Genomic DNA, 25,038 nt, shown 5'->3' on the forward strand with positions numbered 1-25,038 from the left:
AGGCTCTGAACGGGAGAGGGGCTATATAACGGGAGGGATTATGGAAGCAAGTATCAAAAGCAGATACAGCAACGAGGTTTTAGACAGGATATTCAGTTATTTTATGAGGATGGTTTTACACTTGCAGAATAGTGGTATTGAGAAACTGCCATTAGAAAATAATTTTGAAGAACCTTTGAAATCTTTTATGGACATTGCGGTTGGCTTGATTATTGATGGCCAACCTCCTGAAATAGCAAGCCTGATTTTGGACGCGGAATATGATGCCATATTAAGTGGATCTGCAGTCAGCGTAAAAACAGCCATGAGCCTGCGGCTGATAAAGGAACTATCATGGCATATCCATTATGATAAAGATTATTATGGTTATCTGCTGTCTACAGTAAATTTGTGGGGGAATGAAGTTTTTAAATATGCTTCCCGGACATTTTACCCAAATCCTTCAGAAGAGATAAAGGAAAGGTATCAAATCCACGATTTGATAAAGTATATGCCAAAAGAAGCATTCAGATTAGATGATTATTGAAGGAGAATATATTTCCGTCAGCAACATATCCCCAATAAGCCACAGACTGGCAAGAGCAAAGGCAGGCATCCCTGGCGTTCTGGCAGATTGGGGAATCGGGAGCAGGATTTATTTTTTGAATGGGAGATGTAGATATGGGAAAGGGCGAAGGCAGTATATCCATTATAGGTGGTGCAGATGGACCTACAAGTATTTTTATCGCCGGAAAAAGCGATAAGGTGAAGCTGACAACACGCATACAAAATTATTTCCGCAAATTAAAAAGCAACAGAGTAAAAAAGCGGATAACCGCGAATCCCCATACGCTGGAGGAAGTCGTGGAACTGATGAAAAGGGAATACGGCGCTGAGGAGGTTTCGCAGCATTCTTTTAATTATCAGGAACAGAGAAAGTGCTTAAAGGCATCCCTTGTAATGCGTCACCGCCCGGATTTACTTGGTGAATTGATGGATTTGGAGCCGCCCGAAAGGGACGATGTGGAGGCTCTAAAGACATTCTTTGAACAGATTCAGAAGCGGGAGAAAATAGCAGCGGAAATTGCAGACGACATCTTACCATTAGATTTTCACATATATGAAATTAAGTGTCCTGGGAACTGCATAATGCAGATAGGGGTGGAAACTGTCTGGCAGGTGATAGAAGGCTCATTCAGCGGGGAAAAGAAAACCATGAAGGAGATGAAGAAGCTGTTCAGGGAAATATATCTGTATTACGGAGTCACTGCCGAAGATATAAAAAATGAGACGGAAAGGTATAAGTCACTTTTAGCGGCATTGTGTTCGTAGATGCCAGACGTTCCGGCAGGGAAGGAGTTTGCAGTGGGTATTACAGAAATAACAAAAAGCCATCAGGCGAATAGCACTGCGGCAGGGAAAGGTATCATCCAAGAAGGAATGGAAGCTGTCTGATTCCCTCCGGGAGAAGATAACAGGATGCGGTGCAGAATGTGTATATGGGGAATAAGTTCCTCACCCTGCGGAAAAGCGAGGTCGCCAAAGTAGCCCCGGACAGGGCTGGACTTTGACACGAGGGCATAAGTCCAACGGGCTTCACAAATTAACTTTTCAGGAGGCATGGTGTGAAAAAGAAACTCATTATTGTTTTTGCAGTAATAGCGGTGATTCTGCTGCTGATTCCGGTCAAAAAAGTCTATGAGGATGGCGGGACGCGGACCTATACATCCCTGACTTATAAAGTGATTGTCTGGAAGCAGATAGACGGGAAAACAGGAACGGAATTTTACATATTCCCTAATAATTTCCACCAGTTAGATTATTATGAGTGATTTTTAATACACAAACGATAAAAGGGAACCAAGCAGAGCGTAACTGTTGCCTGCCTGGTTCCCTTGTTACATATCAGTGCGGGGAGGCGGTTGTCAGTGGAAAGGATCAGATGCCCGAACCCGAAGTGCGGGCGGCACATCCTTGACATTGAGGAGATGCCGCCGGGCAGGACGGTGCTTGATTCCCCGCAATACATTAAAAAACGGTAAACAAAAGCGATACATACATTTTGGCGGGCGTACTGCTTTTCACGATGAATGTGGATTGCAGTGCGCCCGCTTTTTCCAGTTACAGCCAGTAAAAAGATAAACTACGACACACACCCGATAAAAGCAGCTTGAGCGTTGCTTTATATGTCGGGTGTTTTCTATTGTTCAGAGAAAGGACAGGCTATCAGGCGGAACGGCCCCGCAGGATGGCACCGGCAGGCTGCCGGGGAAGCCGGAACAAAATGCTGTCCCCATGAAAGGGGACACTATGGCCATTACACGGGCAGGGAACGGATTCCCGACACCCGTAGACAAACATCATATTTTTTCTGTACATACCGCAGTTCCTTCCAAGGGGGCTGCGGGCTTTTTTTATTCGACACATTTCTATTTTATCCCCGGACATATTACAAAGGAATACATGGTTTTCATTATGGGCGTGCCTGCCATTGTGCGGGTGCGCTTTTTTTGCGTTTTGGTGTATGCGCCTTACAGGGCACGTGCGCCGCCGCTCTGGTCTTGAAACTGTTTAAGCAAATTTCAAGACTGGAGGGAATCTGAATGAAAATTGAATACAAGGATGCGGACGGCAGGGTGATGGAACTGGATGTTTCGGATGAGATCGGGCAGTTTTACCTGTCTTCCGTGGAAGAGGCAGAAAAGAGCGACAGGAGGAACACAAGGCCGGACCGCCACACATCACTGGAAACCTTTGTGTATGAGGACCAGAGGTTTTTTGCATCCGCCTCAAATCCAATGAAGGAGGTCGTGGATGACTGCGAGGTTGAGCGGCTGCTTTCCTGCCTGAATGACCGCCAGAGGGAGCTTGTGCGCCGATGCGTGATCGAAGGGTGGAGCTACACGGAGATAGCCGCCCAGGAAGGCAAGGACGAATCGGCGGTGCGCCATGCGGTAAAAAGGGCGCTGAAGAAAATGAAAAAAACTTTTTTCTGACCGTCCGAAAGTGCGTCCTCCCATGGCTTATGTCAGAGGGTACGGCAAGAACCCTCGGAAATGGAGGAGATGGGCATGGAACACACATTGAGGATCAGTGTTTCAAAAGAGCCGGCTGACGGCGGGATCGTGAGCTGCCGCAACGTCTCCGTGAGGGAGCGCCTGGTGCGCTTCCTCCTTGGGGAGAAGCGGAGCCTGACCATTATCGTGCCGGGCGGTTCCGTCCGGGAACTGGCAGTGAGTGAAGTCATGGAAGGAGGAAACGTACATGGGAAAAGTGAAGTTACTGCTTGATGTCATCGGGGACCTGCGTTCCCTTGCGGACAGCCTGCAGGCCGTTGCGGATGCGGTGGCAGACAGTGGGGCGGCAGAGGCGGAGATGACGACCACGAAGGAGCCGGAGGAAACCGGGAAAGCGGGCAGGGCCGGGAAGACCGCAAAGAACACGGCGAAGAAGGAAGCAAAGGCGGCAAAGCAGGAGCCGGAGGAAAAGCCGCTGACGCTGGAGGAAGTACGCGCGGTGCTGGCGGAGAAGTCCCGCTCCGGGCACACGGAGGAAGTGAGGGCACTGCTGAATAAGCACGGCGCGGATAAGCTGTCGGAGATCGACCCGGCGGAATATGCGGCGCTGCTTGCGGAAACGGAGGTGCTGTGATGGGAAAACACGCATTACTGTCGGCATCCTCCAGCCACCGGTGGCTTGCCTGCCCGCCGTCCGCAAGGCTCTGTGAGAACTACGAGGACACGGGCAGCGAATACGCGCAGCAGGGCACCGACGCCCACAGCCTGGGCGAACACAAGCTGAAGCTGTCACTTGGGATGGAAACTAAAGACCCTACGGAGGGGCTTGAGTTCTACGATGAGGAGATGGAGGAGTGCGCCTGCGGATATGCGGAGTATGTCCTCTCGTTGGTGGAAGAGGCAAAGAAAACTTGCAAGGACCCGGTGGTGCTGATTGAGCAGCGGCTGGACTTCTCACGGTATGTGGAGGAAGGCTTCGGCACCGGTGACTGTGTGATCATTGCGGATGGGACGCTGTATATCATCGACTACAAGCATGGCAAGGGTGTGGAGGTCTCCGCAGAGGGGAACCCACAGATGATGCTGTATGCCCTGGGCGCGCTGGAGCTGTTCGACGGCATCTATGACATTGACGCTGTCCGCATGGCGATCTACCAGCCGCGCCGGGAGAACGTCAGCGTGTATGGGATGGCGAAAGAGGACCTTCTCCAGTGGGCGGAGGGTGAGCTTACCGAGAGGGCGAAGCTGGCCTATGCCGGGGAGGGCGAGTTCTGCGCCGGGGAACACTGCAAATTCTGCAAGGCGAAGGCGGTCTGCAGGAAACGGGCGGAATACAACCTGCAGCTTGCGAAGTATGACTTCGAGATGCCCGCCACGCTGGAGGATGACGAGATTGCGGCAATCCTCGTGAAAGCGGATGAGCTGGCGGCATGGGCGGCGGATGTGAAGGAGTTCGCTTTGCAGCAGGCGCTCTCTGGCGTGAAGTATGCCGGGTTCAAGGTGGTAGCCGGGAGGTCGAACCGGAAGTACACGGACGAGGATGCCGTTGCGGATACCGTGAAGAAGGCTGGCTTCGACCCGTATGAGCCGAAGCTCTTAGGCATCACGGCCATGGAGAAGCTGCTGGGCAAGAAGAAGTTTGCGGAGATTTTGAAGGGCCTTGTGGAGAAACCGCAGGGCAAGCCCGTCCTTGTGCTTGAGACGGATAAGCGCCCGGAAATGAACACGGCAGAGCAGGATTTCCGTGAGGAAGAGAAGTGAGGGAGATACCGCTGGCAAAGGGGAAGGCGGCAATTGTGGATGATGCGGATTATGAAAGGCTGGGCATCCACCACTGGAGCTGCAGCAAAGCCGGCTATGCAATGCGGGGATTCCGGGAGAATGGGAAAATGGTGTATCTGAAAATGCACCACGCAATACTTGGAAAGCCGCCGCGGGGGTTTGTCGTTGACCATATTAACGGGAACAGGCTGGATAACAGGAGGGGCAACCTCCGGTTTGTCACGCACCAGCAGAATGCGTTCAATACACGCAAGCACCGGGTGGAAAACGGCACATCCCGGTTCAAGGGCGTTTCGTATATGAGGGATAAGCATAAATGGCGCAGCAGGATCATGATAGGCGGCAGGGAGAAACACATCGGCCTTTACGGTACAGAAGAGGAAGCCGCCCTCGCGTATAACGAGGCGGCAAAGAGTTATTTTGGCGAATATGCAAAACTGAATGAAATTTAGGAGGAAAATCATATGTCAAACACAGCCAACAATCCAACAAAAGTAATCACCGGGCCGAACACCCGGTGGAGCTACTGCAACGCATGGGAAGCGAAGGCAATCAACGGCGGCACGCCGAAGTTCTCCGTGTCGCTCATCATCCCGAAGTCGGATAAGAAGACCATTGCCAGGATCGAGGAAGCAATCAAGGCGGCGTACCGCGAGGGCGAGGCGAAGCTGAAGGGAAACGGCAGGAGCGTCCCTGCCCTTTCCGTTTTGAAGACCCCGCTGCGTGACGGGGACGTGGAGCGCCCGGATGATGAAGCTTATGCGGATTCGTATTTCGTCAATGCCAACAGCTCCACGGCTCCGGGAATCGTGGACGCGGACCGGCAGCCGATCCTGGACCATTCCGAGGTGTACAGCGGCGTATACGGCAGGGCGAGCATCAATTTCTATGCCTTCAATTCCAACGGGAATAAGGGTATCGCCTGCGGGCTGAACAATTTACAGAAAATCCGTGACGGGGAGCCGCTTGGCGGGCGTTCCCGTGCGGAGGATGACTTTGCGGATGAAGCCGGGGACGATGAGGATTTCCTCTCCTGACGGCATAGCGGGGATATACTGCCGGGTGGCGGGGAGGGGCGTCTGCCTTTTCCCTGCCGCCCTTAAGGCGGTGAAAGGAGCTGGTGGAATTGAAGTCTATCGAAATTGATATTGAATCGTACAGTGATGTGGATTTGTACAAATGCGGTGTTTATAAATATTCCTCTTCGCCGAATTTTGAGATTTTATTATTCGGATACAGCGTGGATGGCGGGGATGTGAAGGTGGCTGACCTTGCCTGCGGGGAGGAAATCCCTGCGGAAATACTGGCGGCGCTTTCCGATGAGTCCGTCACGAAATGGGCGTTCAATGCCATGTTCGAGAGGGTGTGTTTATCAAATTATCTTGGGGAATGGCTGGAGCCGGAATCGTGGAAATGCTCCATGGTCTGGTCTGCCACCCTTGGCCTTCCGCTGTCTTTGGAGAATGTTGGCACAGTGCTTGGGCTGGAAAAGCAGAAATTGTCAGAAGGAAAAGACCTGATACGGTATTTCTGTGTCCCCTGCAAGCCGACCAAGGCGAACGGCGGCCGGATACGGAACCTGCCGGAGCATGACAGGGAGAAATGGGAGCGGTTCAAGGCATACAACCTCCGTGACGTGGAGGCGGAGATGCAGATACAGCAGAGGCTTTTCAAGTTCCCCGTGCCGGATTTTGTGTGGGAGGAATACTGGCAGGACCAGGAGATCAACGACCGGGGTATCGGCGTGGACATGGGGATGGTCACACAGGCAATCGCCATGGACGGCCGTTCCAAGGCAGAGCTGTCAGGCGCCATGCAGGAACTGACGGAACTGGAGAACCCAAACTCCGTGCAGCAGATGAAGCAGTGGCTTTCGGAGAACGGGGTGGAGACGGATTCGCTGGATAAAAAGGCGGTGGCGGAACTGTTAAAGACTGCGCCGGAGCCTTTGGGGGAGGCGCTTGCCCTGCGGCAGCAGCTTGCCAGGTCATCTGTTAAGAAATACCAGGCAATGGAGAATGCGGTGTGTGCGGACAGCCGTGCGCACGGAATGTTTCAATTCTACGGTGCTAACAGGACCGGCCGGTACAGCGGGCGCATTATACAGTTGCAGAACCTTCCGCAGAACCATATCCCGGATTTGGCACAGGCACGGGAGCTGGTGAAAGCCGGGGATTTTGATGCCCTCTCCATGCTCTATGAGGATATCCCGGATACGCTCTCGCAGCTCATCCGCACGGCTTTCGTTCCGCAGGATGGGAGGAAGTTCATCGTGGCGGACTTTTCCGCAATCGAGGCGAGGGTGATCGCCTGGATAGCGGGGGAGCGGTGGCGGCTGAAAGTGTTCGAGGGCGGCGGTGACATTTACTGCGCCTCGGCAAGCCAGATGTTCCATGTCCCGGTGGAAAAGCACGGCGTGAACGGGCATCTGCGGCAGAAAGGGAAGATTGCCGAATTAGCCCTCGGCTATGGCGGATCAGTCGGGGCATTGAAATCCATGGGCGCGCTGGAGATGGGACTTGCGGAAGAAGAGCTGCAGCCGCTTGTGTCGGCATGGCGGGATTCCAACCCAAGCATCACGGAGTTCTGGTGGGCGGTTGACCGCGCTGTAAAGGAATGCATCAAAAAGAGGGTCTCAACGGAAACACACGGCATCCGTTTTGATTACCAGAGCGGGATGCTGTTCATCACTTTGTTTTCCGGACGGCGGCTTGCCTATGTGAAGCCGAGAATTGGCGAGAACCGGTTTGGCGGGGAGTCCGTCACTTACATGGGCGTGGGCGGCACGAAGAAGTGGGAGCGGCTGGAAAGCTATGGTCCCAAGTTCGTGGAGAACATTGTGCAGGCGGTCAGCCGGGATATCCTCTGCTATGCCATGCGGACGCTTAAGAACTGTGCGATTGTGGCTCATGTACATGATGAGGTCATCATCGAGGCGGACAGGAGGATGTCCCTTCCTGCCGTATGTGAACAGATGGGAAGGACGCCGCTCTGGGCGAAAGGGCTGCTGCTCCGGGCGGATGGTTACGAATGTTCGTTTTACCAGAAGGATTAGGCAGGGGGTGCATGATGGAACGGCTGCGGATTGAATACGGGACGGGATACATGGAGCTGAACGTGGAGATGTTTTTCCCCTGCAAGATGCCGGCGATGAGGAAAGCCGCAAGGCTCATCAATGCATACTGCACAGACGAGGCGAGGGCGGGGCTGCTCTCGGAACTGCGGGAGATGGCGGATGGTTATAAGGCTTTATGTGGTATGTACAGGCAGAAGATGGAGGAACTTTTGGAGGAGCCGGCTGCGTACCGTCACTGGAGGGCGCAGTTCAACAAAACGGAAGTCCTCCACAGACGGATGAAAAATAATATCAAATTAATTTCAGGAGGCAAGAAGGGATGAGCAGGGCGGCAATGCAGGGGTGCAGGGCACACGGCGACTGTTTCGCAAACAGGGGCGGTGTCTGCACCTGCTTAAAGGACAATGATTTTGGCGGGAGGGACTGCCCGTTTTATAAGCCTGCGGACACGGTCCGGAAAGAAAACCACAGGCAGGATGGAGGTAAGTTTCATGGGAATCAGTAAATTCAACAGCGAGGGATACAGCGACCCGACCAGCCATGCGGCGCTGTCGGGGATCAGGAGGGAAGAAAGGGCGGCGAGGCGGGCATACCGGCCGCTGGTCTATATATGCTCCCCGTTTGCCGGGGACACGGAAGGCAATACGCAGAAGGCGAGGCGGTACAGCCGGTTTGCGGTGAAGAACGGCGCGATCCCATTTGCCCCGCACCTGCTCTTTCCGCAGTTCCTGGATGACGGGAAGCCTGCGGAGCGGGCAATTGGGATGTTCATGGGGATGGTGTTGCTCGGCAAATGTGAGCAGTTGTGGGTGTTCGGCAGTACCATATCCACAGGGATGGCGGCGGAGATTGAGAAGGCGGAAAAGCGGGATATGGTAATCCGTTACTTTACAGAAAACTGCGAGGAGGTCTGCAAATTATGAGGATGACATTTTACACGGCGAACTGCAGGGGAAACGCAAAGAACAGCTTATATCCCAACAGGCGCGTCATTGACAATGAGGATGACTGCATGGAGGTGGTGGCGTTCGACCATGTGTGCGCAGAGTTTAAAAACTGCCGCAGGAGTGGGGATAACTTCCTCTCCTGCGATGTCGACGTGATGGACTGCGACAACAGCCATTCCGATAATCCGGCGGACTGGATTCATCCGGGGGATTTGGAAGAAAAAATAGGGAAGGATGTGGCGTTTGCTGTGGTGCCGAGCCGGAATAACATGAAGCCGAAGGAGGGGAAGTCCGCAAGGCCGAGGTTCCATGCATACTTTCCGCATGATCCAATCCATGACGGGGAGGCGTGCGCCGCTCTGAAGAAAGCCATACAGCAGAAGTTCCCGTTCTTCGATGCCAAGGCTCTGGATTCCGCACGGTTCATCTTCGGGCATCCGGCGGATTCCATCCTGTGGCACGAGGGCGAGATCACCATTGACTGCATCGTGAAGCCCCAGGGCGGCAGGGAGATACCGCAGGGGCAGAGGAATGCCACCATGTCTCATTTTGCGGGGCGCGTGGTGAAGAGGTACGGCGCGACGGAACGGGCGCATGAGATTTTCATGGAGGAGGCGGCGAAGTGCAATCCGCCTCTTGAGGATGCGGAGCTTGCCATGATCTGGCAGAGCGCCTGCCGCTTTGCGGAAAAGATCCAGGGGCAGGAGGGCTATGTGGCGCCGGATGCCTATAATGACGAGTTCGGTCGGGAATCGTTGAAGCCGGGGGACTATTCCGACATCGGGCAGGCGAAGGTTCTGACGAGGGAGTACGGCGTGGAGCTTCGGTACACGGCGGCCACGGACTACCTTCGTTTCTGCGGGCAGTATTGGGTGGAGTCCAAGCAGCAGGCAGTGGGCGCGGCGGAGGAATTCCTCGACCTGCAGCTTGCGGATGCGAAGGATGAAATCACACGGGCGAAACAGGCGCTCATGGACACGGGCATTTCGGAGGATGCCATCACCTCCGGCGGAAAGTCGCTGGAGAAGAAGATAAGCGGCGGGCAGATGGACGCCTACCTTGCGTATCTGTCCGCCCAGGCGTATAAGGCGTTCGTGATGAAGCGGCGTGACATGAAGTATGTGGTATCCGCCCTGCAGGCGGCGAAGCCGATGCTGGAGATCAGCGTGTCCGACCTGGATAAAGACGGTTTCCTGCTGAACACGCCGGACGGCACCTATTACCTCCCGGACGGGCTGGCGGGGAAGCGCGACCACAGCCCGGAGGACTATATCACGAAAATAACGGCGGCAGCTCCCGGCGATAAAGGGGAGAAGCTGTGGCTGGATTCCCTGAATACTATTTTCTGCGGTGATGCGGAATTGATTGACTATGTACAGCAGATTGTGGGCATGGCTGCGGTGGGGCGCGTCTACATGGAATCGCTGGTCATTGCCTACGGGGAGGGAAGGAACGGCAAATCCACCTTCTGGAATACCATAGCCCGTGTGCTTGGCACCTACAGCGGGAATATGTCCGCCGACACCCTGACCGTGGGCTGCAAGCGGAACGTGAAGCCGGAGCTTGCCGAGGCAAAGGGCAAACGGCTCATCATAGCCGCCGAGCTGGAGGAGGGGATGCGCCTGAACACTTCCGTGGTGAAACAGATGTGTTCCACGGATGAGATTTTTGCGGAGAAAAAGTACAAAGACCCTTTCAGCTTCACGCCGAGCCATACCCTCGTGCTGTACACCAACCATCTGCCAAGGGTGGGAGCGAATGACCCTGGGACGTGGCGGCGTTTGATCGTGATCCCCTTCCATGCCAGGATAGAGGGCGCTGGGGACGTGAAGAACTATGCCGATTTCCTCGTTTCGGAGGCAGCCCCGGCTGTCATGGCGTGGATCATTGAGGGAGCAAAAAAAGCCATCGACCGGAATTTCCATATCCCCTGTCCTGCCTGCGTGGAGGAAGCCATCAAATCGTACCGGGAGGACAATGACTGGCTTGGGCATTTCATGCATGAGTGCTGCGAGGCTGACAGGGGCAGCATGGCAAAGTCCGGGGAGATGTATAAGGAGTACCGCGCCTACTGCCAGCAGACGGGGGAGTACACCAGAAGCACGGCAGATTTTTACAATGCGCTGGAAACGGCGGGCTTCAAGAAGCAGAAGAAAAAGGATGGTGCGTATATTATCGGGATACGGCTGAAAACCGCTGATTTCGTGGGCTGAGGGCAAAAAGGGTGACGGTCGTTGACGGTCGCAGTATAAACCCCCTTTAGGGCAGTTTTTTCAGTAAAAAAACACTTATAGAGGACTTTATGGTACGACTGTCAACGACCGTCACCCGAAAGTCTGGAACGCTTGAAAAATAAAGGGATTGGAGGCATCTGCATGAGAGAGAAAACCATAGAGCAGAAATTCAGGGCGGCAGTCAAGGCCGCCGGGGGCTTGGCAGTAAAGTTCACATCGCTCGGTTTTGATGGGGTGCCTGACAGACTGGCACTTCTCCCGGATGGAAAAATGGCATTCGTGGAGGTCAAGGCTCCGGGGGAAAAGCCCCGCCCCCTGCAGCTTTCCCGCCACAGGCTCCTGCGGCGGCTTGGGTTTAAGGTGTATGTGCTGGATGACGAATCGCAGATTGGAGGGATCATTGATGAGATACAGTCCACATGAATACCAGAGATACGCAGCGGAGTATATCAAGGCGCACCCGGCAGCGGCGGTATTCCTCGCTTGCGGGCTTGGCAAGACGAGCATCACGCTGACGGCGGTCAACGACCTGATGTTTGACAGCTTTGAGATCCACAGGGTGCTTGTTGTGGCCCCAATCCGGGTGGCCTCCTTCAGTTGGCCGGCAGAGATTGAAAAGTGGGACCACCTTGCGGGGCTTAAGTACAGCGTGGCGGTCGGCACGGCGGCGGAGAGGCTGGCGGCGTTAAAGAAACAGGCGGACATTTACCTCATCAACCGTGAGAACGTGCAGTGGCTGATCACGGAGAGCGGCATCCCGTTTGATTTTGACATGGTGGTGATTGATGAGCTGTCATCTTTCAAGAACCACCAGACGAAGCGGTTTAAGGCATTGATGAAAGTCCGGCCGAAGGTAAAACGCATCGTGGGGCTGACCGGCACGCCTTCCAGCAACGGCCTCATGGATCTGTGGGCGGAGTTCCGGCTGCTGGACATGGGGGAGCGGCTTGGCCGGTTCATCGGGCAGTACCGCACCTCCTATTTCCGGCCGGATAAGCAGAACGGGCAGGTGGTATTTTCCTACAAGCCGCTGCCGGGGGCGGAGAAACAGATATATGGCAAAATCTCCGACATCACCATTTCCATGAAGTCCACCGACCACCTGCGGATGCCGGAGCTGGTGGATTCCAGGTACACGGTGTACCTTTCCGAAATGGAGCGGGAGAAATACGAGGAGCTGAAAAAAGACCTCGTCCTGCAGCTACCGGATGGGGAAATCACAGCCGCCAATGCCGCGTCCCTTTCCGGGAAACTGTCGCAGATGGCGGACGGGGCAATATACACCGATTCGGGCGGGATCATTGCTATCCATGAGAGGAAGCTGGACGCACTGGAGGACATCATCGAGGCGGCATACGGCAGGCCGGTGCTTGTGGCCTACTGGTTCCGGCATGACTTGGAACGGATCACGGAGCGGCTCCAAAAACTGAAAATCCCGTATGCCAGGCTGGACACGGACGGCAGCATCCGGAAATGGAACGCCGGGGAAATCCCGGTGGCATTGATCCACCCGGCATCCGCAGGACACGGCCTGAACCTCCAGGGCGGAGGGAACACCCTTGTGTGGTTCGGCCTTACCTGGTCGCTGGAATTATACCAGCAGACGGTGGCGAGGCTGTGGCGGCAGGGGCAGGAATCGGAAACCGTGGTGGTGCAGCACATCATCACGAAAGGCACCATAGACGAGCGGATCATGAAGGCATTATCCGAGAAGGACACCACGCAGGCCGCACTGATCGATGCGGTGAAAGCTGACCTGAAAATAAAAGCCAATCAATGACAATCTGAGCCAATCCGAGGGAAACAAAAATATTTTAAGGAGGCATCAGCTATGGGAATCATATGGCAGTATTTAGACAAAAGGGGTGCGACCGCCAACGCGCTGAGGGATTACGGGAGGATGGAATTCATCATCAGCCACACGGATGACGAGGTAAAAGCGGTGCATGAAAAAATGGGCGGCATCAGCAGCCCGCAGTTTGACGGGATGCCGCATACGCACAACCCCCATGCGGCAGAGGACAGGATGGCGGAAGGGATGGATGAGATCAGCGTCCTGCGGGAGCGGTACCGGGAAGCCGTGGAGTTCATGGGGTGGTTCAAGCCCGCATGGGAAGAGCTGACGGAGGATGAGCGGTATGTGCTGGAATGTTTCTACATGGGAGCGGACGGGCCAGCAGTCAGCGCCGTCTGCGAACGGTTCCAGATTGAGAGGAATTCGGCATACCGCAGGAAGAACCGGGCGCTGTCGAAACTGTCCGTCATGCTGTACGGGAAATAAAAGTGTCCACTTTGCGGGCATGACATTTGGCTTTGGGCGTGGTATGCTGATAGCATGAAAAAATGTCAAGAGGGCCTTCGCGGGAGCAAAAGAATCCTGTGGGGGCTTTCTTTATGCCGTGAGGAGGTGAGGCAGATGCCAAGGAAACCGAAGAGGCCGTGTTCCTTCCCCGGCTGTCCCAGGCTGACGGAGGGACGGTTCTGTGAGGAGCATGGGAAGCAGGAGAACCGCCGCTACGAGAAGTACGACCGTGACCCGGCTGTACGCCGTAGGTATGGGAGGGCGTGGAAGCGTATCCGTGACCGCTACGCAGCCAAGCACCCGTTCTGTGAGGAATGCCAGAAGAAGGGGCTGCTGCGGCCGGTGGAGGAGGTACACCACAGGCTGCCATTGGCAGAGGGCGGGACGCATGACGAGGGAAACCTTGTGTCGCTGTGCCAGCCGTGCCATGCGAGGATTCATGCGGAGCGCGGCGACCGCTGGAATAAGCGTTAGGTCATTGTGCGCAGGTTCCTTGTGAAGATTTCTGCCAGCCGGGAGGGGCGGTCGAAATCTCCACAAGGGATCCGCCGGGGAACGGGCGTGGGGCCACACGCATAAAAATCGGAAATCAAACGGGGGATTGCCCGCCCGGAGATTTCCCTGAAATAAAGGCTTTTAAGGTGCTGCGGCGTTTGATTTCCGCAGCATTTTTTCAAAGAAAATCAAAGAAACGGGGTGGAAACGGTGGCAAAAGACGGCAGCGGGCGCGGCGGCGCAAGACCGGGGGCGGGGCGGAAGCCCAAGGCGCTCACGGAGAAGATCAGCGAGGGGAAAACAGCGGAAGTGCTGATGGAGCCCGCCGAACTGGAGGGCGTGGATGTGCCGCCCGTGAAGGACTTCCTCAAGTCCCCGCAGAAGAGCGGGCGGGAGCTGGTGGCGGAGGAGGTTTTCAACGAAACGTATGCATGGCTGAAGGCGAGGGGATGTGAGAAGCTTGTCACCGTGCAGATGGTGGAGCAGTACGCCATGAGCGTGTCCCGGTGGATTCAGTGTGAGGAGATCGTGTCATCCACTGGCTTCCTTGCGAAGCACCCGACCACGGGTGCCGCCATCGCCTCCCCTTATGTTTCCATGAGCCAGTCCTATATGAAACAGACAAATTACTGCTGGATGCAGATATACCAGATTGTGAAGGAGAACTGCTCGGTGGAGTTCCAGGGGAACACGCCCCAGGATGACGTGATGGAGCGGCTGCTCTGCGCAAGGAAAGGAGTGTAGAGGAAAATGGGAAAGACAACAACCGAGATGCAGCTTGTGCCGCTCTCCAGATTAGTGCCGTATGTGAATAACGCGCGGACACACTCGCCAGAGCAGCTCACGAAGCTCCGCTCGTCCCTGCGGGAGTTCGGCTTCATCAACCCGGTCATCATCGACCGGGAGTTCAATGTCATCGCGGGGCATGGCAGGATCATGGCGGCGAAGGAAGAAGGGATTGCAGAGGTTCCGTGTGTGTTCGTGGATTATCTGACGGAGGCGCAGAAGAAAGCCTACATCCTTGCGGACAACCGCATGGCTTTGGACGCGGGATGGGATGAGGAGCTGCTCCGCATCGAGATTGAAAGTCTGCAGGGTGCGGATTTTGATGTATCCCTGACGGGCTTCGGCGAGGATGAGATTGCCGACCTTTTTGCCGGAGATGGGGAAAAAGATGTGAAAGATGATGACTTTGACCTTTCCGCTGCACTGGAGAAAGCGGCGTTCGTGGAGCGGGGCGATATCTGGACGGTGGGCAGGCACCGGCTGATGTGCGGCGATGCCACAAGTGTGGAAGATGTGGCAGCGCTCATGGACGGGAAGAAAGCAAACCTCATCGTGACGGACCCGCCGTATGGCGTATCCTTCAAAAGCGGCAGCGGGCTTTCCATCCAGAATGACAGCATGAAAGGGGATGAATTCTACACATTTCTGTACAATTCATTTTCACAGATGGCGGCGCACCTGGAGAACGGCGGCGCGGCATATGTGTTCCATGCGGATACGGAGGGCTTGAATTTCCGTAAAGCGTTTGTGGACGCAGGGTTCCACCTTGCCGGGGTGTGCATATGGGTGAAGAATTCCCTCGTGCTTGGACGCTCGGATTACCAGTGGCAACATGAGCCTGTGCTGTACGGCTTTCTGAAGAACGGCAAGCACCCGTGGTATTCCGACCGGAAGCAGACCACCATCTGGAACTACGACAAGCCGAAGCGGAACAAGAACCATCCGACTTCCAAGCCGCTTGACCTGCTCGGATACCCGATCTGCAATTCCTCCCAGGAGAACGCCATCGTGATAGACACTTTCGGCGGCAGCGGCTCCACGATGATGGCGTGCGAGCAGACGGACCGCATCTGCTGCATGATGGAACTGGATGAGAAATATGCGTCTGTGATTCTGCGGAGGTATGTGGAGGATACCGGGGATTCGGAAAATGTGTATGTGGAGCGGGGCGGGGAGAAGATCCCATATTCCGCACTGGTGAAGGAGGTGGAGACGGATGCAGATGCAGGACAGGGAACTGATGGCTGAGATATTCCGCAGGATACACGCCCTTGGCGGCTGTGACGCCTCGGAGCAGTTTGACCGGGGATGGGACGCGGCGGTGGCGTCCTGTGAGGATGTGCTGACGGAGTTGACTGGCATCTCCTATGATGATCTGGAAGATGGAGGCGGTGCGGATGGATAATGTGAATACAGAAAAGAAGCTGACCCTCGGAAGCCTGTTTGACGGCTCCGGGGGTTTTCCGCTCGCCGGCCTGCTGGCGGGGATACGCCCGGTCTGGGCTTCAGAAATAGAGCCGTTCCCCATCCGGGTGACCACGAAGCGGCTGCCGTTTGTGAAACACCTGGGCGACATCAACGGCATATGTGGGGATGAGATAGAGCCGGTGGACATCATCACCTTCGGCTCGCCCTGCACCGACATGTCGGTGGCGGGAAAGCGGGCGGGGCTTGGCGGGAAGCAGTCCAGCCTGTTCTACGAGGCAATCAGGATCATAAAGGAAATGAGGTGTGCGACAGATGGAAAATATCCAAGGTTCATCGTGTGGGAGAATGTCCCCGGTGCCTTCTCATCCAACAAAGGGGAGGACTTCCGCTGCGTCCTCGAAGAAGTCTGCTCTGTCAGGGATGAGGGCGTTTCTGTTCCTGGACCTCCGAAGGGGAAGTGGCCAAACGCAGGGGAGATCGTGGGTGACGGATACTCCGTGGCCTTCAGGCAGATCGATGCGCAATTGTGGGGAGTTCCCCAGCGAAGGAAACGCATCTACCTTGTCGGGGATTTTGCAGGGTGGGGTGCCGGAAAAATATTATTTGAGTCCGAAGGCGTGTCTGGGTATTCTGCGGAGGGCTTCCGCGCGTGGCAAGGAGCTGCCCGCCATACTGAGGAAGGCGCTGGAGCGGCAGGCGGCGTCCGGGGAGTAGTGGCCTGCCTCTGCGACCAGGGCGGGCAGAGGATGGATGTGATGGAGGACATGGCCTGCACCCTGCGGGCGGAGGCGCACCATCCGCCGTGTGTCCTGGATGCGGCGGGGTTCTGCACGGAACATTCCGCACAGGCGCGGGGCATCGGCTATGAAGAGGAAACTTCGCCTACGCTCCGCGCCGGGACGGTTCCGGCTGCGATATGCTATGAAAACCATAGCCAGGATACCAGATACACGGGACCGCTGGAAACTGCGCCTACAGTCAGCGCCACATATGGGATGGGCGGCAACAACCAGCCGTTCGTGGTGGAGCCGGAAACACCCAAGACCATGAAGGTGAGGGCTGGAAAATCCGGCGGGGGCAAAGGCATTTTAGTCCAGGAGGACAGGTCGGCGACGCTCTCCTGCAATAACGACCAGACGGTGTTCGTGCCGGTGCAGGCATACGGCATCTGCTCCAAGGACAGCAATGCCATGAAGTCGGATAACCCGCACAGCGGATTTTACGAGGCGGCAACTGCCCGGACGCTGGATGGGAACGGAGGAAATCCATCCTGCAACCAGGGTGGGATTGCCGTTGTGGAGCCGGAGGGGATGTCCGCGTTCCACATCAACCAGAGGGACGAGGTCATCGACCTGCATGGGAAATCCGGGGCATTGATGGCGACCCGCAATATGCAGATGCAGACTTTCGTCCTCCAGGGCTCCATGATCGGGCGGGGCGACAAAAACGGGCCGCAGGGCAGCGGCATCAATGAGGATGTGGCTTTTTCCCTCACGGCCGCAGACCGCCACGCCGTGGCGCAGCCGACCTACTGCACCAGCAAGAATTCCCATTTCACGCGGGCGGAGAAGGAACTGGCGAACACGCTGGTGGCTACGGATTATAAGGACCCGCCCGTCATCAACGATGTGAAGGAGGAGCCAGACTATATCGTGAGGAGGCTGACGCCCACGGAATGCGCGAGGCTGCAGGGCTTCCCGGACTGGTGGTGTGACGGCCTTGGCACGGAGAACCCCGCAGAGGATGAGCTTGCGTTCTGGCGGGAGGTCTTTGAGACCCACCGGAAAGTCATGGGGACTTCCAAAAAGCCGAAGACCGACAGGCAGATACTGAAATGGCTGAAAGACCCGCATTCCGATTCGGCGGAATACCGTATGTGGGGGAATGGCATCGCGTTGCCGAACGCTTATTTCGTGCTTGCGGGCATTGTGTACTACGCCCAGTTCCCGGACTTTTTATTGTGACATTTTTCCTGCGGTTTCCCTTGCTATTTTTACCACTTTGAGTGATTAATGTAGTACCACAAAAAAAGGAGGGCAAACAGTATGGAAAGAAGATTCAACGTGACAGGGGAACGCAGGAAAGAGATGGTAAAGGTCATTTCCGGGATCGTCGGGATGAAGGCGGTCTACATGAAGATGCCGACCTGCGCATACGCCATCAGCAATTTTACGGTCAGCAAAGAAGGAACCCTGGTCTGGGATGAACGCACGGACAGCGGTACGGTGGAAAAGGTTCTGGCAGGGCTGGCGCAGGCGGGATTCACGGCAGAGCTGGAGGAAACCGCAGAGGCACAGGCAGAGCCGCAGGATTCCGCAGAAGAAACGGCAGAGGCACAGATGGAGCCAGAGGCTCCCACGGAAGAACCGCAGGAGGGCATCGGGCTTACGGTGTCGCTGCCGAGGGAGTCCTTCACGGACGCCGCCCTGGAGAACCTGCACAGGCTGGTGGACGCCAAGGCCGCCCTGATCAAAAAGGCGCTGGCGGTTGAAAGCCTCCCGGTTGAGGCGGATGAGGAGAAGGTCTCCTTCCCCTGGTTCGCGGACGGGCAGGATGGCGATGCGGCGAAGGCATACACGCATTTCATCACCGCCCTCTGCGACATGGCGCGGAAGCAGAAGCGCGTCACGGCGAAGGAGCGGCCGGCGGACAATGAGAAATACGCCTTCCGGTGCTTCCTGCTCCGGCTCGGCTTCATCGGGGAGGAGTACAAGGGCGAGCGGAAGGTCCTGCTGAAGAACCTTTCCGGCAACGGCAGCTTCAAGAGCGGGGCGAGGAAGGGGGCGGCAGACAATGACATTTCCGAGTAGGGAGATCGTGGAGCGCGTCCGCAGGGAGTACCCTGCGGGGACGCGTGTCCGCCTCGAAAAAATGGACGACTGCCAGGCCCCTCCGATTGGGACGGAGGGCGTGGTGGAAGGTGTGGACGACACGGCTTCTTTGATGGTCCGCTGGAGCAACGGCTCCCACCTCCATGTAATCTACGGCGAGGACGAAGTCCGCAGGATATAGCGGCGCTTGGAAGGGAGGCGGATGCGGAATGAAACACACGGACAGGAAAAAGAGGATATGCCCAAGGTGTGGTCAGGTTTACTACGGGAGGCCGGCAGTCTCACGGAAGGACAATGAGACGCAGCTCTGCCCGGACTGCGGAACCAGGGAGGCGCTGGAGGGCATCGGCGTGGGCGCGGCGGAGCAGGAACAGATCCTTGAAGCCATCCACAGGTGTTACGGAAGGGGGCAGGAAGGATGAAGGCATATGGCAGGAACCTCCGGTGGATCGAGGACCACCAGTACGGGGATGAGATGCACACCGGGATTGCCATGCCCGCGTCCGGGAAAAGGCGCGGGCAGAGGCGGAGGCGCTACAAGCGGCCGTTCAAAAAGTCGGAGCGGCAGCACTCCAGACACATGATCCGCCGGGAGCTTGGCGGGGATTAGCCCGCCATAAACTACACAATTCCCGGCGCGGATATTTGTACAGTTTAATGCCCGAAATTGACTTGATAATATGTGCTTTTAGAGCGAATATGTGTACTACCGAAAGGGAAAACAAAAAAACAAAACGGAGGTACACACCATGAAAAAGGACATTTTTGCAGAAACCTACGCACAGGTGCAGGAGCTTAAGAAAGCCTACGACGCGGCAGCGGACGAGGCGGGGAAGGAAAAGGCCAGGGCCGGATACCACGCCCTGATGGAAGGCATCGAGGGGCTTGGGGCTGCCGCCTGCCGCATCTGGAGGGAATACGAGACCGCCATGGAGAACGGGAACGCCCGCCTTGACATCAGCGAAGTGGTCTGGGAGAAGGATGTGGAAAGCCTCATCTCCTGCATGAGGGAGAACGGGATCAGCGAGTTCACCTTTTCTTCCGGCTGGAGCAGCGCGGTGGAGACCGCATGGCTTTTCACACAGAACGGCTGCGAAGTGGCCGGGATGGCCGAGGTGAACGGGGGCATGAACCATTTTGCGGGGGAACGTGAGAAAAAGCACGGATACCTTTTCAGGGTAAAATAACTATCCCGGACCGGCGGAGCCGGAAGGCTCCGCTGGCCGCAGATATACACAATTCCCGCAGCAGATGTTTGTGTACTTTATGCTCCGGTTCTGCTTGCTATTACCGGCAGAAAGAGCGAATATGTGTACTACCGAAAAGGGAAAACAAAAAGGAGGACACAGACCATGAAGATTAACGATGCAATGAAAACCTACAGACTGCCGAACTCCACCACGCCGGAAGACCTGGAATGCAGATGGGGCAAGCTGCTGACCTTTGGCGACAGGGTGGTCATCGCCGGGTACTTTTTCAACGGCCCAAACAAACCCTGCTATTTCGGGGCGGTTTACGAATTCCTGGGTGATGACCATACCTGCGAAGGCACCATCGGTCTCCGGGCGGCAAGCGGAGTCGAGTTCGAGGATGACGGCCACGCAATCGCCTGGGCGATGCAGCAGTAAACACCAATGAAGAACATTTCAAGAGCGGGGCCGGAAGGCCCTGTGTCTTGTACTGATAGATTGGGGGCTTGCCGATGGCAGGCCATTTTTATGCCATCTTCTGGAGGTGATGCCGATGGCTATGCGGAAGCTGAAAAAATACAGGCCGACAAAGTTCAAGGCGAAGGACAGCTGCTATGATAAGGCCGCCGCCGATTTTGCCGTGATGTTCATCGAGAGCCTCTGCCACACCAAGGGGACATGGGCGGGGAAGCCTTTTGAGCTGATCGACTGGCAGGAGCAGATCATCCGGGATATTTTTGGCACTCTGAAACCGAACGGCTACCGGCAGTTCAACACGGCCTACGTGGAGATCCCGAAGAAACAGGGCAAGTCGGAGCTGGCCGCCGCCGTGGCGTTGCTTTTGACCTGCGGGGACGGGGAGGAGCGGGCGGAGGTGTACGGGTGCGCCGCCGACCGGCAGCAGGCCACCATCGTCTTTGACGTGGCGGCGGACATGGTGCGGATGTGCCCTGCGCTGAATAAGCGGGTGAAGATACTCGCCTCGCAGAAGCGGATCATCTACACGCCCACCAATTCCTTCTACCAGGTGCTTTCGGCGGAGGCGTATTCCAAGCACGGCTTCAACATCCACGGCGTGGTATTCGACGAGCTGCACACGCAGCCGAACCGGAAGCTGTTTGACGTCATGACCAAGGGCTCCGGGGACGCCCGGATGCAGCCGCTGTATTTCCTCATCACCACGGCGGGGACGGACACCCATTCCATCTGCTACGAAACGCACCAGAAGGCGAAGGATATCCTGGAGGGCAGGAAGATCGACCCGACCTTCTATCCCGTCATCTACGGCGCGGATGAGGCGGACGACTGGACGGACCCGAAGGTGTGGAAGAAAGCCAATCCTTCGCTGAACATCACGGTGGGGATTGACAAGGTGGAGGCAGCCTGTGAGTCGGCAAAGCAGAATCCGGGGGAGGAGAACAGCTTCCGGCAGCTCCGCCTGAACCAGTGGGTGAAACAGGCGGTGCGGTGGATGCCCATGGATCGATGGGATGCCTGCGCCTTCCCCGTTTCCGAGGACGGCCTGGAAGGGCGTGTCTGCTACGGCGGGCTGGACTTGTCCTCCACCACGGACATCACGGCGTTCGTGCTGGTGTTCCCGCCGCTGGATGAGGAGGACAAATACTGTATCCTGCCGTACTTCTGGGTGCCTGAGGAGACGCTGGAGCTGCGTGTGAGGCGCGACCATGTCCCCTACGATGTGTGGGAGCGGCAGGGGAAGCTGATGACCACGGAAGGGAACGTGGTGCATTACGGCTATATTGAGAAATACATTGAGCGGCTTGGGGAGAGGTTCAACATCCGGGAGATCGCCTTCGACCGTTGGGGCGCTGTGCAGATGGTGCAGAACCTGGAGGGCATGGGCTTCACGGTGGTCCCGTTCGGGCAGGGTTTCAAGGATATGTCCCCGCCCACCAAGGAGCTGATGAAGCTGGTGCTGGAACAGATGGTCGCCCATGGCGGGCATCCGGTCCTGCGGTGGATGATGGACAACATCTTCATCCGCACCGACCCGGCGGGCAATATCAAGGCGGACAAGGAAAAATCTACGGAGAAGATTGACGGGGCGGTGGCCGCGATTATGGGGCTTGACCGGGCGATCCGCTGCGGGAACATCTCCTCTGAGAGCGTCTACGATACCCGCGGTTTGATTGTATTCTGACCGTAAAAATGCACAAACCCCGCTGAAAATGTTTGTCTAAGATACTGCCGGAATCCGCTTGCTATCCTGTGGCTTCAGAGCGAATATGTCACTTACCGGGAGGATATCCCGGAAATTATCTGGATGGAGGGATTTCTGATGAAGCCATATGGAGCGGAAGAAAGGTTTGGAAAATATGAGTGGGAGGATTTCGGCGGCTGGTCAAGGAACCACACAAAAGCGGTATCCATCCGCAGGTGGAAGCGGCCGCTGAAAAAGAGGGCGAGGCAGGTGTGCCGTACCGCTCTGAGACGGCTGGTCTGAGACGGCTTTTCCGGGGCATAAACCACACAAAAACTGCCCCGGATGTTTGTGTACTTTATGGCGGGAATTGACTTGCTATTACCGGCATTCAGAGCGAATATGTGTACTACCGAAAAGGGAAATCAAAAAAGAAAACGGAGGTAACGCACATGAAGGTACACGAATTTATTGCAAAGCACAAGATCAAGGAATCCAGGATGCGGATCTACGACGCGGAGCTTGGGGATGAGGTCTACGGGATCTACGAGATGGGCCTCTACCGTGACTGCGAGGTGGTCAGGGCATACCCGCACAACGGAGACACGGTTTTAGAGGTTGCATCGGTAAACGGCTAAGACGGGACGGCACAGGGGGCGCTGCTTCGGCGGCGCCTTCCTGCTGTCCGTTTTTGGAAAGGAGCGTGGTATTTATGGGATTATTCAGCGGCTTGTTCCGGGCGAGGGATGCTCCCCAGAACAGGACGTCGGGGAGCGCCTACAGCTTTTTCCTTGGGAACAGCACATCTGGGAAAAGGGTGAACGAGCGCACCTCCATGCAGATGACGGCAGTGTACTCCTGCGTCCGGATTCTGTCGGAGGCGGTGGCGGGGCTGCCGCTGCACTTTTATAAATACACGGAGGACGGCGGGAAGGAAAAGGCAGCGGAACATCCGCTGTATTTTTTACTGCACGATGAGCCGAACCCGGAGATGACTTCCTTCGTTTTCCGTGAAACGCTGATGACGCACCTGCTCCTTTGGGGGAACGCCTACGCGCAGATCATCCGAAACGGCAAGGGCGAGGTTATCGGGCTGTACCCGCTGATGCCGGACCGGATGGGCGTGGAGCGGGACTCCAAAGGGCAGCTCTATTACGAGTACACGGTCAGCATGGAAGACGCGCCTACGGTAAAGGGCAGCACGGTCGTCCTGCCGCCCACAGAGGTGCTGCACATCCCCGGCCTTGGCTTTGACGGGCTGGTGGGCTATTCCCCTATTGCCATGGCAAAGAACGCCATCGGCATGGCGATAGCCTGTGAGGAGTACGGGGCGAAGTTCTTCGCCAATGGAGCGCAGCCGAGCGGTGTGCTGGAGCATCCGGGGACCATCAAGGACCCGACCAGGGTAAGGGAAAGCTGGCAGTCCACCTTCGGCGGCAGCCACAACGCCAACAAGGTGGCCGTTTTGGAGGAGGGGATGAAATACACTCCGATCTCCATCTCGCCGGAACAGGCGCAGTTTCTGGAAACGCGGAAGTTCCAGATCAATGAGATCGCGCGGATATTCCGTGTGCCTCCGCACATGGTGGGCGACCTGGAAAAGAGCAGCTTCTCCAACATCGAGCAGCAGAGCCTTGAGTTCGTGAAATACACCCTGGACCCGTGGGTGTCGAGGTGGGAGCAGTCCATGGCGCGTTCGCTGCTGACGGCGGAGGAGAAAAAGAAATACTTTGTGAAGTTCAACGTGGACGGCCTGCTCCGGGGCGACTACCAGAGCCGCATGAACGGATATGCCGTGGGGCGGCAGAACGGGTGGATGTCCGCAAACGACATCCGGGAGCTTGAGAACCTTGACCGCATCCCGGAGGAAGCAGGCGGCGACCTGTACCTCATCAACGGGAACATGATGCCGCTTTCCATGTCCGGGGCGGCATATCAAAAAGGGAAGGAGGAACCCAATGAAAATGAAGAAGTTCTGGAACTGGAAGAAGGCGAAAAACCAGGAAACGGGGGCGGAAGAGCGCATCCTGGAACTGAGCGGCACCATCGCGGAAGATAGCTGGTTTGACGATGACGTCACGCCGCAGCTTTTCAAGGATGAGCTGAACAGCGGCACGGGTGACATTACCGTGTGGATTAACTCACCGGGCGGCGACTGCGTGGCGGCGGCACAGATTTATAATATGCTTTCCAACTACAAGGGGAAAGTCACCGTGAAGATAGATGGCATCGCTGCAAGCGCCGCCAGTGTGATCGCCATGGCGGGCGACACAGTTTTGGTATCCCCGGTTTCCATGCTGATGATCCACAACCCCGCCACCATGGCATGGGGCGACCACGCCGAGATGCAGAAAGCGATGGATATGCTCTCCGAGGTGAAGGAGTCCATCATCAACGCCTATGTGTTAAAGACCGGGCTTTCCCGCCCGAAGCTGTCGCACCTGATGGACGCGGAGACCTGGATGGACGCAAACAAGGCGGTGGAGCTTGGCTTTGCGGATGACATCATGGCGCGGGCAAAAACGGAACCGGGGGAAAATGGCGAGGGGGATACGAACGGGGAGGAAAATGGGGACGGGAAAAAGCCGTCCGTCCACAGCTCCATGCTGTTCTCCCGCAGGGCGGCGGACAATGCCCTGCTGAATAAAGTCATTGCCAGATACGGGGAGAAAAAGCCCAAGGCGGGCATCGGGGAGCAGGCGAAGATCCCGGCCCCAGTGGGAAAAGGCACACCAAAAACAGAAACCGGCCGTTCCGTGGACGCACTCATGGAGCGGCTTAATTTATTAAAGCGATGAGAAGGAGGATTC

General features: G+C 56.3%; 34 protein-coding genes. All 34 read left to right on the forward strand.

Annotation, left to right across the window (positions count from 1 at the left end):
* The first annotated feature begins 40 nt into the window (after positions 1 to 40).
* The 34 genes from C805_RS11000 (at position 41) to C805_RS11160 (ending at position 25,026) form a co-directional block, all read left to right on the forward strand.
* Complete coding sequence (locus C805_RS11000) at positions 41 to 526, forward strand: hypothetical protein (protein ID WP_016213907.1); 486 nt, start codon at positions 41 to 43, stop codon at positions 524 to 526.
* Between the two features lie 134 nt (positions 527 to 660).
* On the forward strand, positions 661 to 1,311 hold the full coding sequence (locus tag C805_RS11005; RefSeq protein WP_016213908.1) for a hypothetical protein: 651 nt from the start codon (positions 661 to 663) through the stop codon (positions 1,309 to 1,311).
* Positions 1,312 to 1,604: 293 nt separating this feature from the next.
* Positions 1,605 to 1,811, forward strand: coding sequence for a hypothetical protein (locus C805_RS11010; RefSeq protein ID WP_016213909.1), 207 nt, complete (start codon positions 1,605 to 1,607; stop codon positions 1,809 to 1,811).
* A 478-nt stretch (positions 1,812 to 2,289) separates the two neighbouring features.
* Positions 2,290 to 2,544: a hypothetical protein gene (locus C805_RS11015; RefSeq protein ID WP_155957612.1), complete on the forward strand. Its 255-nt coding sequence runs from the start codon at positions 2,290 to 2,292 to the stop codon at positions 2,542 to 2,544.
* A 38-nt stretch (positions 2,545 to 2,582) separates the two neighbouring features.
* The gene (locus C805_RS25120) at positions 2,583 to 2,975 is read left to right on the forward strand and encodes a sigma factor-like helix-turn-helix DNA-binding protein (RefSeq protein ID WP_016213911.1); all 393 of its coding nucleotides are present in this window, start codon (positions 2,583 to 2,585) and stop codon (positions 2,973 to 2,975) included.
* Between the two features lie 75 nt (positions 2,976 to 3,050).
* The gene (locus tag C805_RS11020) at positions 3,051 to 3,269 is read left to right on the forward strand and encodes a hypothetical protein (protein WP_016213912.1); all 219 of its coding nucleotides are present in this window, start codon (positions 3,051 to 3,053) and stop codon (positions 3,267 to 3,269) included.
* Positions 3,244 to 3,630 (forward strand): hypothetical protein, encoded by a 387-nt coding sequence (locus C805_RS11025; protein ID WP_016213913.1) that lies wholly within the window; start codon positions 3,244 to 3,246, stop codon positions 3,628 to 3,630. Before C805_RS11020 ends, C805_RS11025 begins: the two co-directional genes overlap by 26 nt.
* Positions 3,630 to 4,757 carry a DUF2800 domain-containing protein gene (locus tag C805_RS11030; RefSeq protein WP_016213914.1) on the forward strand — a complete coding sequence of 376 codons (1,128 nt, stop codon included), beginning with the start codon at positions 3,630 to 3,632 and terminating at the stop codon, positions 4,755 to 4,757. The genes C805_RS11025 and C805_RS11030 overlap by 1 nt, the downstream gene beginning before the upstream one ends.
* Positions 4,754 to 5,230 (forward strand): HNH endonuclease, encoded by a 477-nt coding sequence (locus C805_RS11035; protein WP_016213915.1) that lies wholly within the window; start codon positions 4,754 to 4,756, stop codon positions 5,228 to 5,230. The genes C805_RS11030 and C805_RS11035 overlap by 4 nt, the downstream gene beginning before the upstream one ends.
* Before the next feature lie 12 nt (positions 5,231 to 5,242).
* Positions 5,243 to 5,815, forward strand: coding sequence for a DUF2815 family protein (locus C805_RS11040; protein ID WP_016213916.1), 573 nt, complete (start codon positions 5,243 to 5,245; stop codon positions 5,813 to 5,815).
* An 89-nt stretch (positions 5,816 to 5,904) separates the two neighbouring features.
* Positions 5,905 to 7,833, forward strand: coding sequence for a DNA polymerase (locus tag C805_RS11045; RefSeq protein ID WP_016213917.1), 1,929 nt, complete (start codon positions 5,905 to 5,907; stop codon positions 7,831 to 7,833).
* A gap of 11 nt (positions 7,834 to 7,844) precedes the next feature.
* Complete coding sequence (locus C805_RS11050) at positions 7,845 to 8,177, forward strand: hypothetical protein (protein ID WP_242832659.1); 333 nt, start codon at positions 7,845 to 7,847, stop codon at positions 8,175 to 8,177.
* A complete protein-coding gene (locus C805_RS11055; protein WP_016213919.1) occupies positions 8,174 to 8,359 on the forward strand; it encodes a hypothetical protein in 186 nt (61 codons plus the stop codon). Before C805_RS11050 ends, C805_RS11055 begins: the two co-directional genes overlap by 4 nt.
* Positions 8,346 to 8,777 carry a DUF7768 domain-containing protein gene (locus C805_RS11060; protein WP_016213920.1) on the forward strand — a complete coding sequence of 144 codons (432 nt, stop codon included), beginning with the start codon at positions 8,346 to 8,348 and terminating at the stop codon, positions 8,775 to 8,777. Before C805_RS11055 ends, C805_RS11060 begins: the two co-directional genes overlap by 14 nt.
* A complete protein-coding gene (locus C805_RS11065) occupies positions 8,774 to 11,014 on the forward strand; it encodes a phage/plasmid primase, P4 family (RefSeq protein WP_016213921.1) in 2,241 nt (746 codons plus the stop codon). Before C805_RS11060 ends, C805_RS11065 begins: the two co-directional genes overlap by 4 nt.
* Positions 11,015 to 11,176: 162 nt before the next feature.
* Positions 11,177 to 11,458 carry a VRR-NUC domain-containing protein gene (locus C805_RS11070; RefSeq protein ID WP_016213922.1) on the forward strand — a complete coding sequence of 94 codons (282 nt, stop codon included), beginning with the start codon at positions 11,177 to 11,179 and terminating at the stop codon, positions 11,456 to 11,458.
* Positions 11,439 to 12,815: a DEAD/DEAH box helicase gene (locus C805_RS11075; protein WP_016213923.1), complete on the forward strand. Its 1,377-nt coding sequence runs from the start codon at positions 11,439 to 11,441 to the stop codon at positions 12,813 to 12,815. Before C805_RS11070 ends, C805_RS11075 begins: the two co-directional genes overlap by 20 nt.
* Before the next feature lie 51 nt (positions 12,816 to 12,866).
* Positions 12,867 to 13,316 carry a hypothetical protein gene (locus tag C805_RS11080; protein ID WP_016213924.1) on the forward strand — a complete coding sequence of 150 codons (450 nt, stop codon included), beginning with the start codon at positions 12,867 to 12,869 and terminating at the stop codon, positions 13,314 to 13,316.
* A 135-nt stretch (positions 13,317 to 13,451) separates the two neighbouring features.
* Positions 13,452 to 13,811 carry an HNH endonuclease gene (locus C805_RS11085; RefSeq protein ID WP_016213925.1) on the forward strand — a complete coding sequence of 120 codons (360 nt, stop codon included), beginning with the start codon at positions 13,452 to 13,454 and terminating at the stop codon, positions 13,809 to 13,811.
* Between the two features lie 231 nt (positions 13,812 to 14,042).
* Positions 14,043 to 14,576: a P27 family phage terminase small subunit gene (locus C805_RS11090; protein ID WP_016213926.1), complete on the forward strand. Its 534-nt coding sequence runs from the start codon at positions 14,043 to 14,045 to the stop codon at positions 14,574 to 14,576.
* Between the two features lie 6 nt (positions 14,577 to 14,582).
* Positions 14,583 to 15,866 carry a site-specific DNA-methyltransferase gene (locus tag C805_RS11095; RefSeq protein WP_016213927.1) on the forward strand — a complete coding sequence of 428 codons (1,284 nt, stop codon included), beginning with the start codon at positions 14,583 to 14,585 and terminating at the stop codon, positions 15,864 to 15,866.
* Entirely contained in the window at positions 15,835 to 16,023 is a 189-nt protein-coding gene (locus C805_RS11100; RefSeq protein ID WP_016213928.1) for a hypothetical protein, read from the forward strand. Before C805_RS11095 ends, C805_RS11100 begins: the two co-directional genes overlap by 32 nt.
* Positions 16,016 to 18,010: a DNA cytosine methyltransferase gene (locus C805_RS11105; protein ID WP_016213929.1), complete on the forward strand. Its 1,995-nt coding sequence runs from the start codon at positions 16,016 to 16,018 to the stop codon at positions 18,008 to 18,010. Before C805_RS11100 ends, C805_RS11105 begins: the two co-directional genes overlap by 8 nt.
* A gap of 81 nt (positions 18,011 to 18,091) precedes the next feature.
* On the forward strand, positions 18,092 to 18,856 hold the full coding sequence (locus C805_RS11110) for a hypothetical protein (RefSeq protein ID WP_016213930.1): 765 nt from the start codon (positions 18,092 to 18,094) through the stop codon (positions 18,854 to 18,856).
* A complete protein-coding gene (locus C805_RS11115) occupies positions 18,840 to 19,058 on the forward strand; it encodes a DUF4314 domain-containing protein (RefSeq protein ID WP_016213931.1) in 219 nt (72 codons plus the stop codon). The genes C805_RS11110 and C805_RS11115 overlap by 17 nt, the downstream gene beginning before the upstream one ends.
* 28 nt (positions 19,059 to 19,086) lie before the next feature.
* Positions 19,087 to 19,299: a hypothetical protein gene (locus C805_RS11120; protein ID WP_016213932.1), complete on the forward strand. Its 213-nt coding sequence runs from the start codon at positions 19,087 to 19,089 to the stop codon at positions 19,297 to 19,299.
* A complete protein-coding gene (locus C805_RS11125; RefSeq protein ID WP_016213933.1) occupies positions 19,296 to 19,487 on the forward strand; it encodes a hypothetical protein in 192 nt (63 codons plus the stop codon). Before C805_RS11120 ends, C805_RS11125 begins: the two co-directional genes overlap by 4 nt.
* A 139-nt stretch (positions 19,488 to 19,626) precedes the next feature.
* Positions 19,627 to 20,064: a DUF7698 family protein gene (locus C805_RS11130; RefSeq protein ID WP_016213934.1), complete on the forward strand. Its 438-nt coding sequence runs from the start codon at positions 19,627 to 19,629 to the stop codon at positions 20,062 to 20,064.
* Positions 20,065 to 20,229: 165 nt separating this feature from the next.
* A complete protein-coding gene (locus C805_RS11135; RefSeq protein WP_016213935.1) occupies positions 20,230 to 20,505 on the forward strand; it encodes an Nmad4 family putative nucleotide modification protein in 276 nt (91 codons plus the stop codon).
* A 121-nt stretch (positions 20,506 to 20,626) separates the two neighbouring features.
* Positions 20,627 to 22,228, forward strand: coding sequence for a terminase large subunit (locus C805_RS11140; RefSeq protein ID WP_031200946.1), 1,602 nt, complete (start codon positions 20,627 to 20,629; stop codon positions 22,226 to 22,228).
* A 138-nt stretch (positions 22,229 to 22,366) separates the two neighbouring features.
* The gene (locus C805_RS26655) at positions 22,367 to 22,531 is read left to right on the forward strand and encodes a hypothetical protein (protein WP_016213937.1); all 165 of its coding nucleotides are present in this window, start codon (positions 22,367 to 22,369) and stop codon (positions 22,529 to 22,531) included.
* A gap of 149 nt (positions 22,532 to 22,680) precedes the next feature.
* Positions 22,681 to 22,866: a hypothetical protein gene (locus C805_RS11150; protein ID WP_016213938.1), complete on the forward strand. Its 186-nt coding sequence runs from the start codon at positions 22,681 to 22,683 to the stop codon at positions 22,864 to 22,866.
* A gap of 74 nt (positions 22,867 to 22,940) precedes the next feature.
* Positions 22,941 to 24,287 (forward strand): phage portal protein, encoded by a 1,347-nt coding sequence (locus tag C805_RS11155; protein ID WP_016213939.1) that lies wholly within the window; start codon positions 22,941 to 22,943, stop codon positions 24,285 to 24,287.
* Positions 24,193 to 25,026, forward strand: a complete 834-nt coding sequence (locus tag C805_RS11160; protein WP_034775501.1) for a head maturation protease, ClpP-related — start codon at positions 24,193 to 24,195, stop codon at positions 25,024 to 25,026. The genes C805_RS11155 and C805_RS11160 overlap by 95 nt, the downstream gene beginning before the upstream one ends.
* Positions 25,027 to 25,038: the final 12 nt, after the last annotated feature.

The sequence above is a fragment of the Eubacterium sp. 14-2 genome (assembly GCF_000403845.2).
In the GTDB taxonomy this organism is placed as follows: domain Bacteria; phylum Bacillota; class Clostridia; order Lachnospirales; family Lachnospiraceae; genus Petralouisia.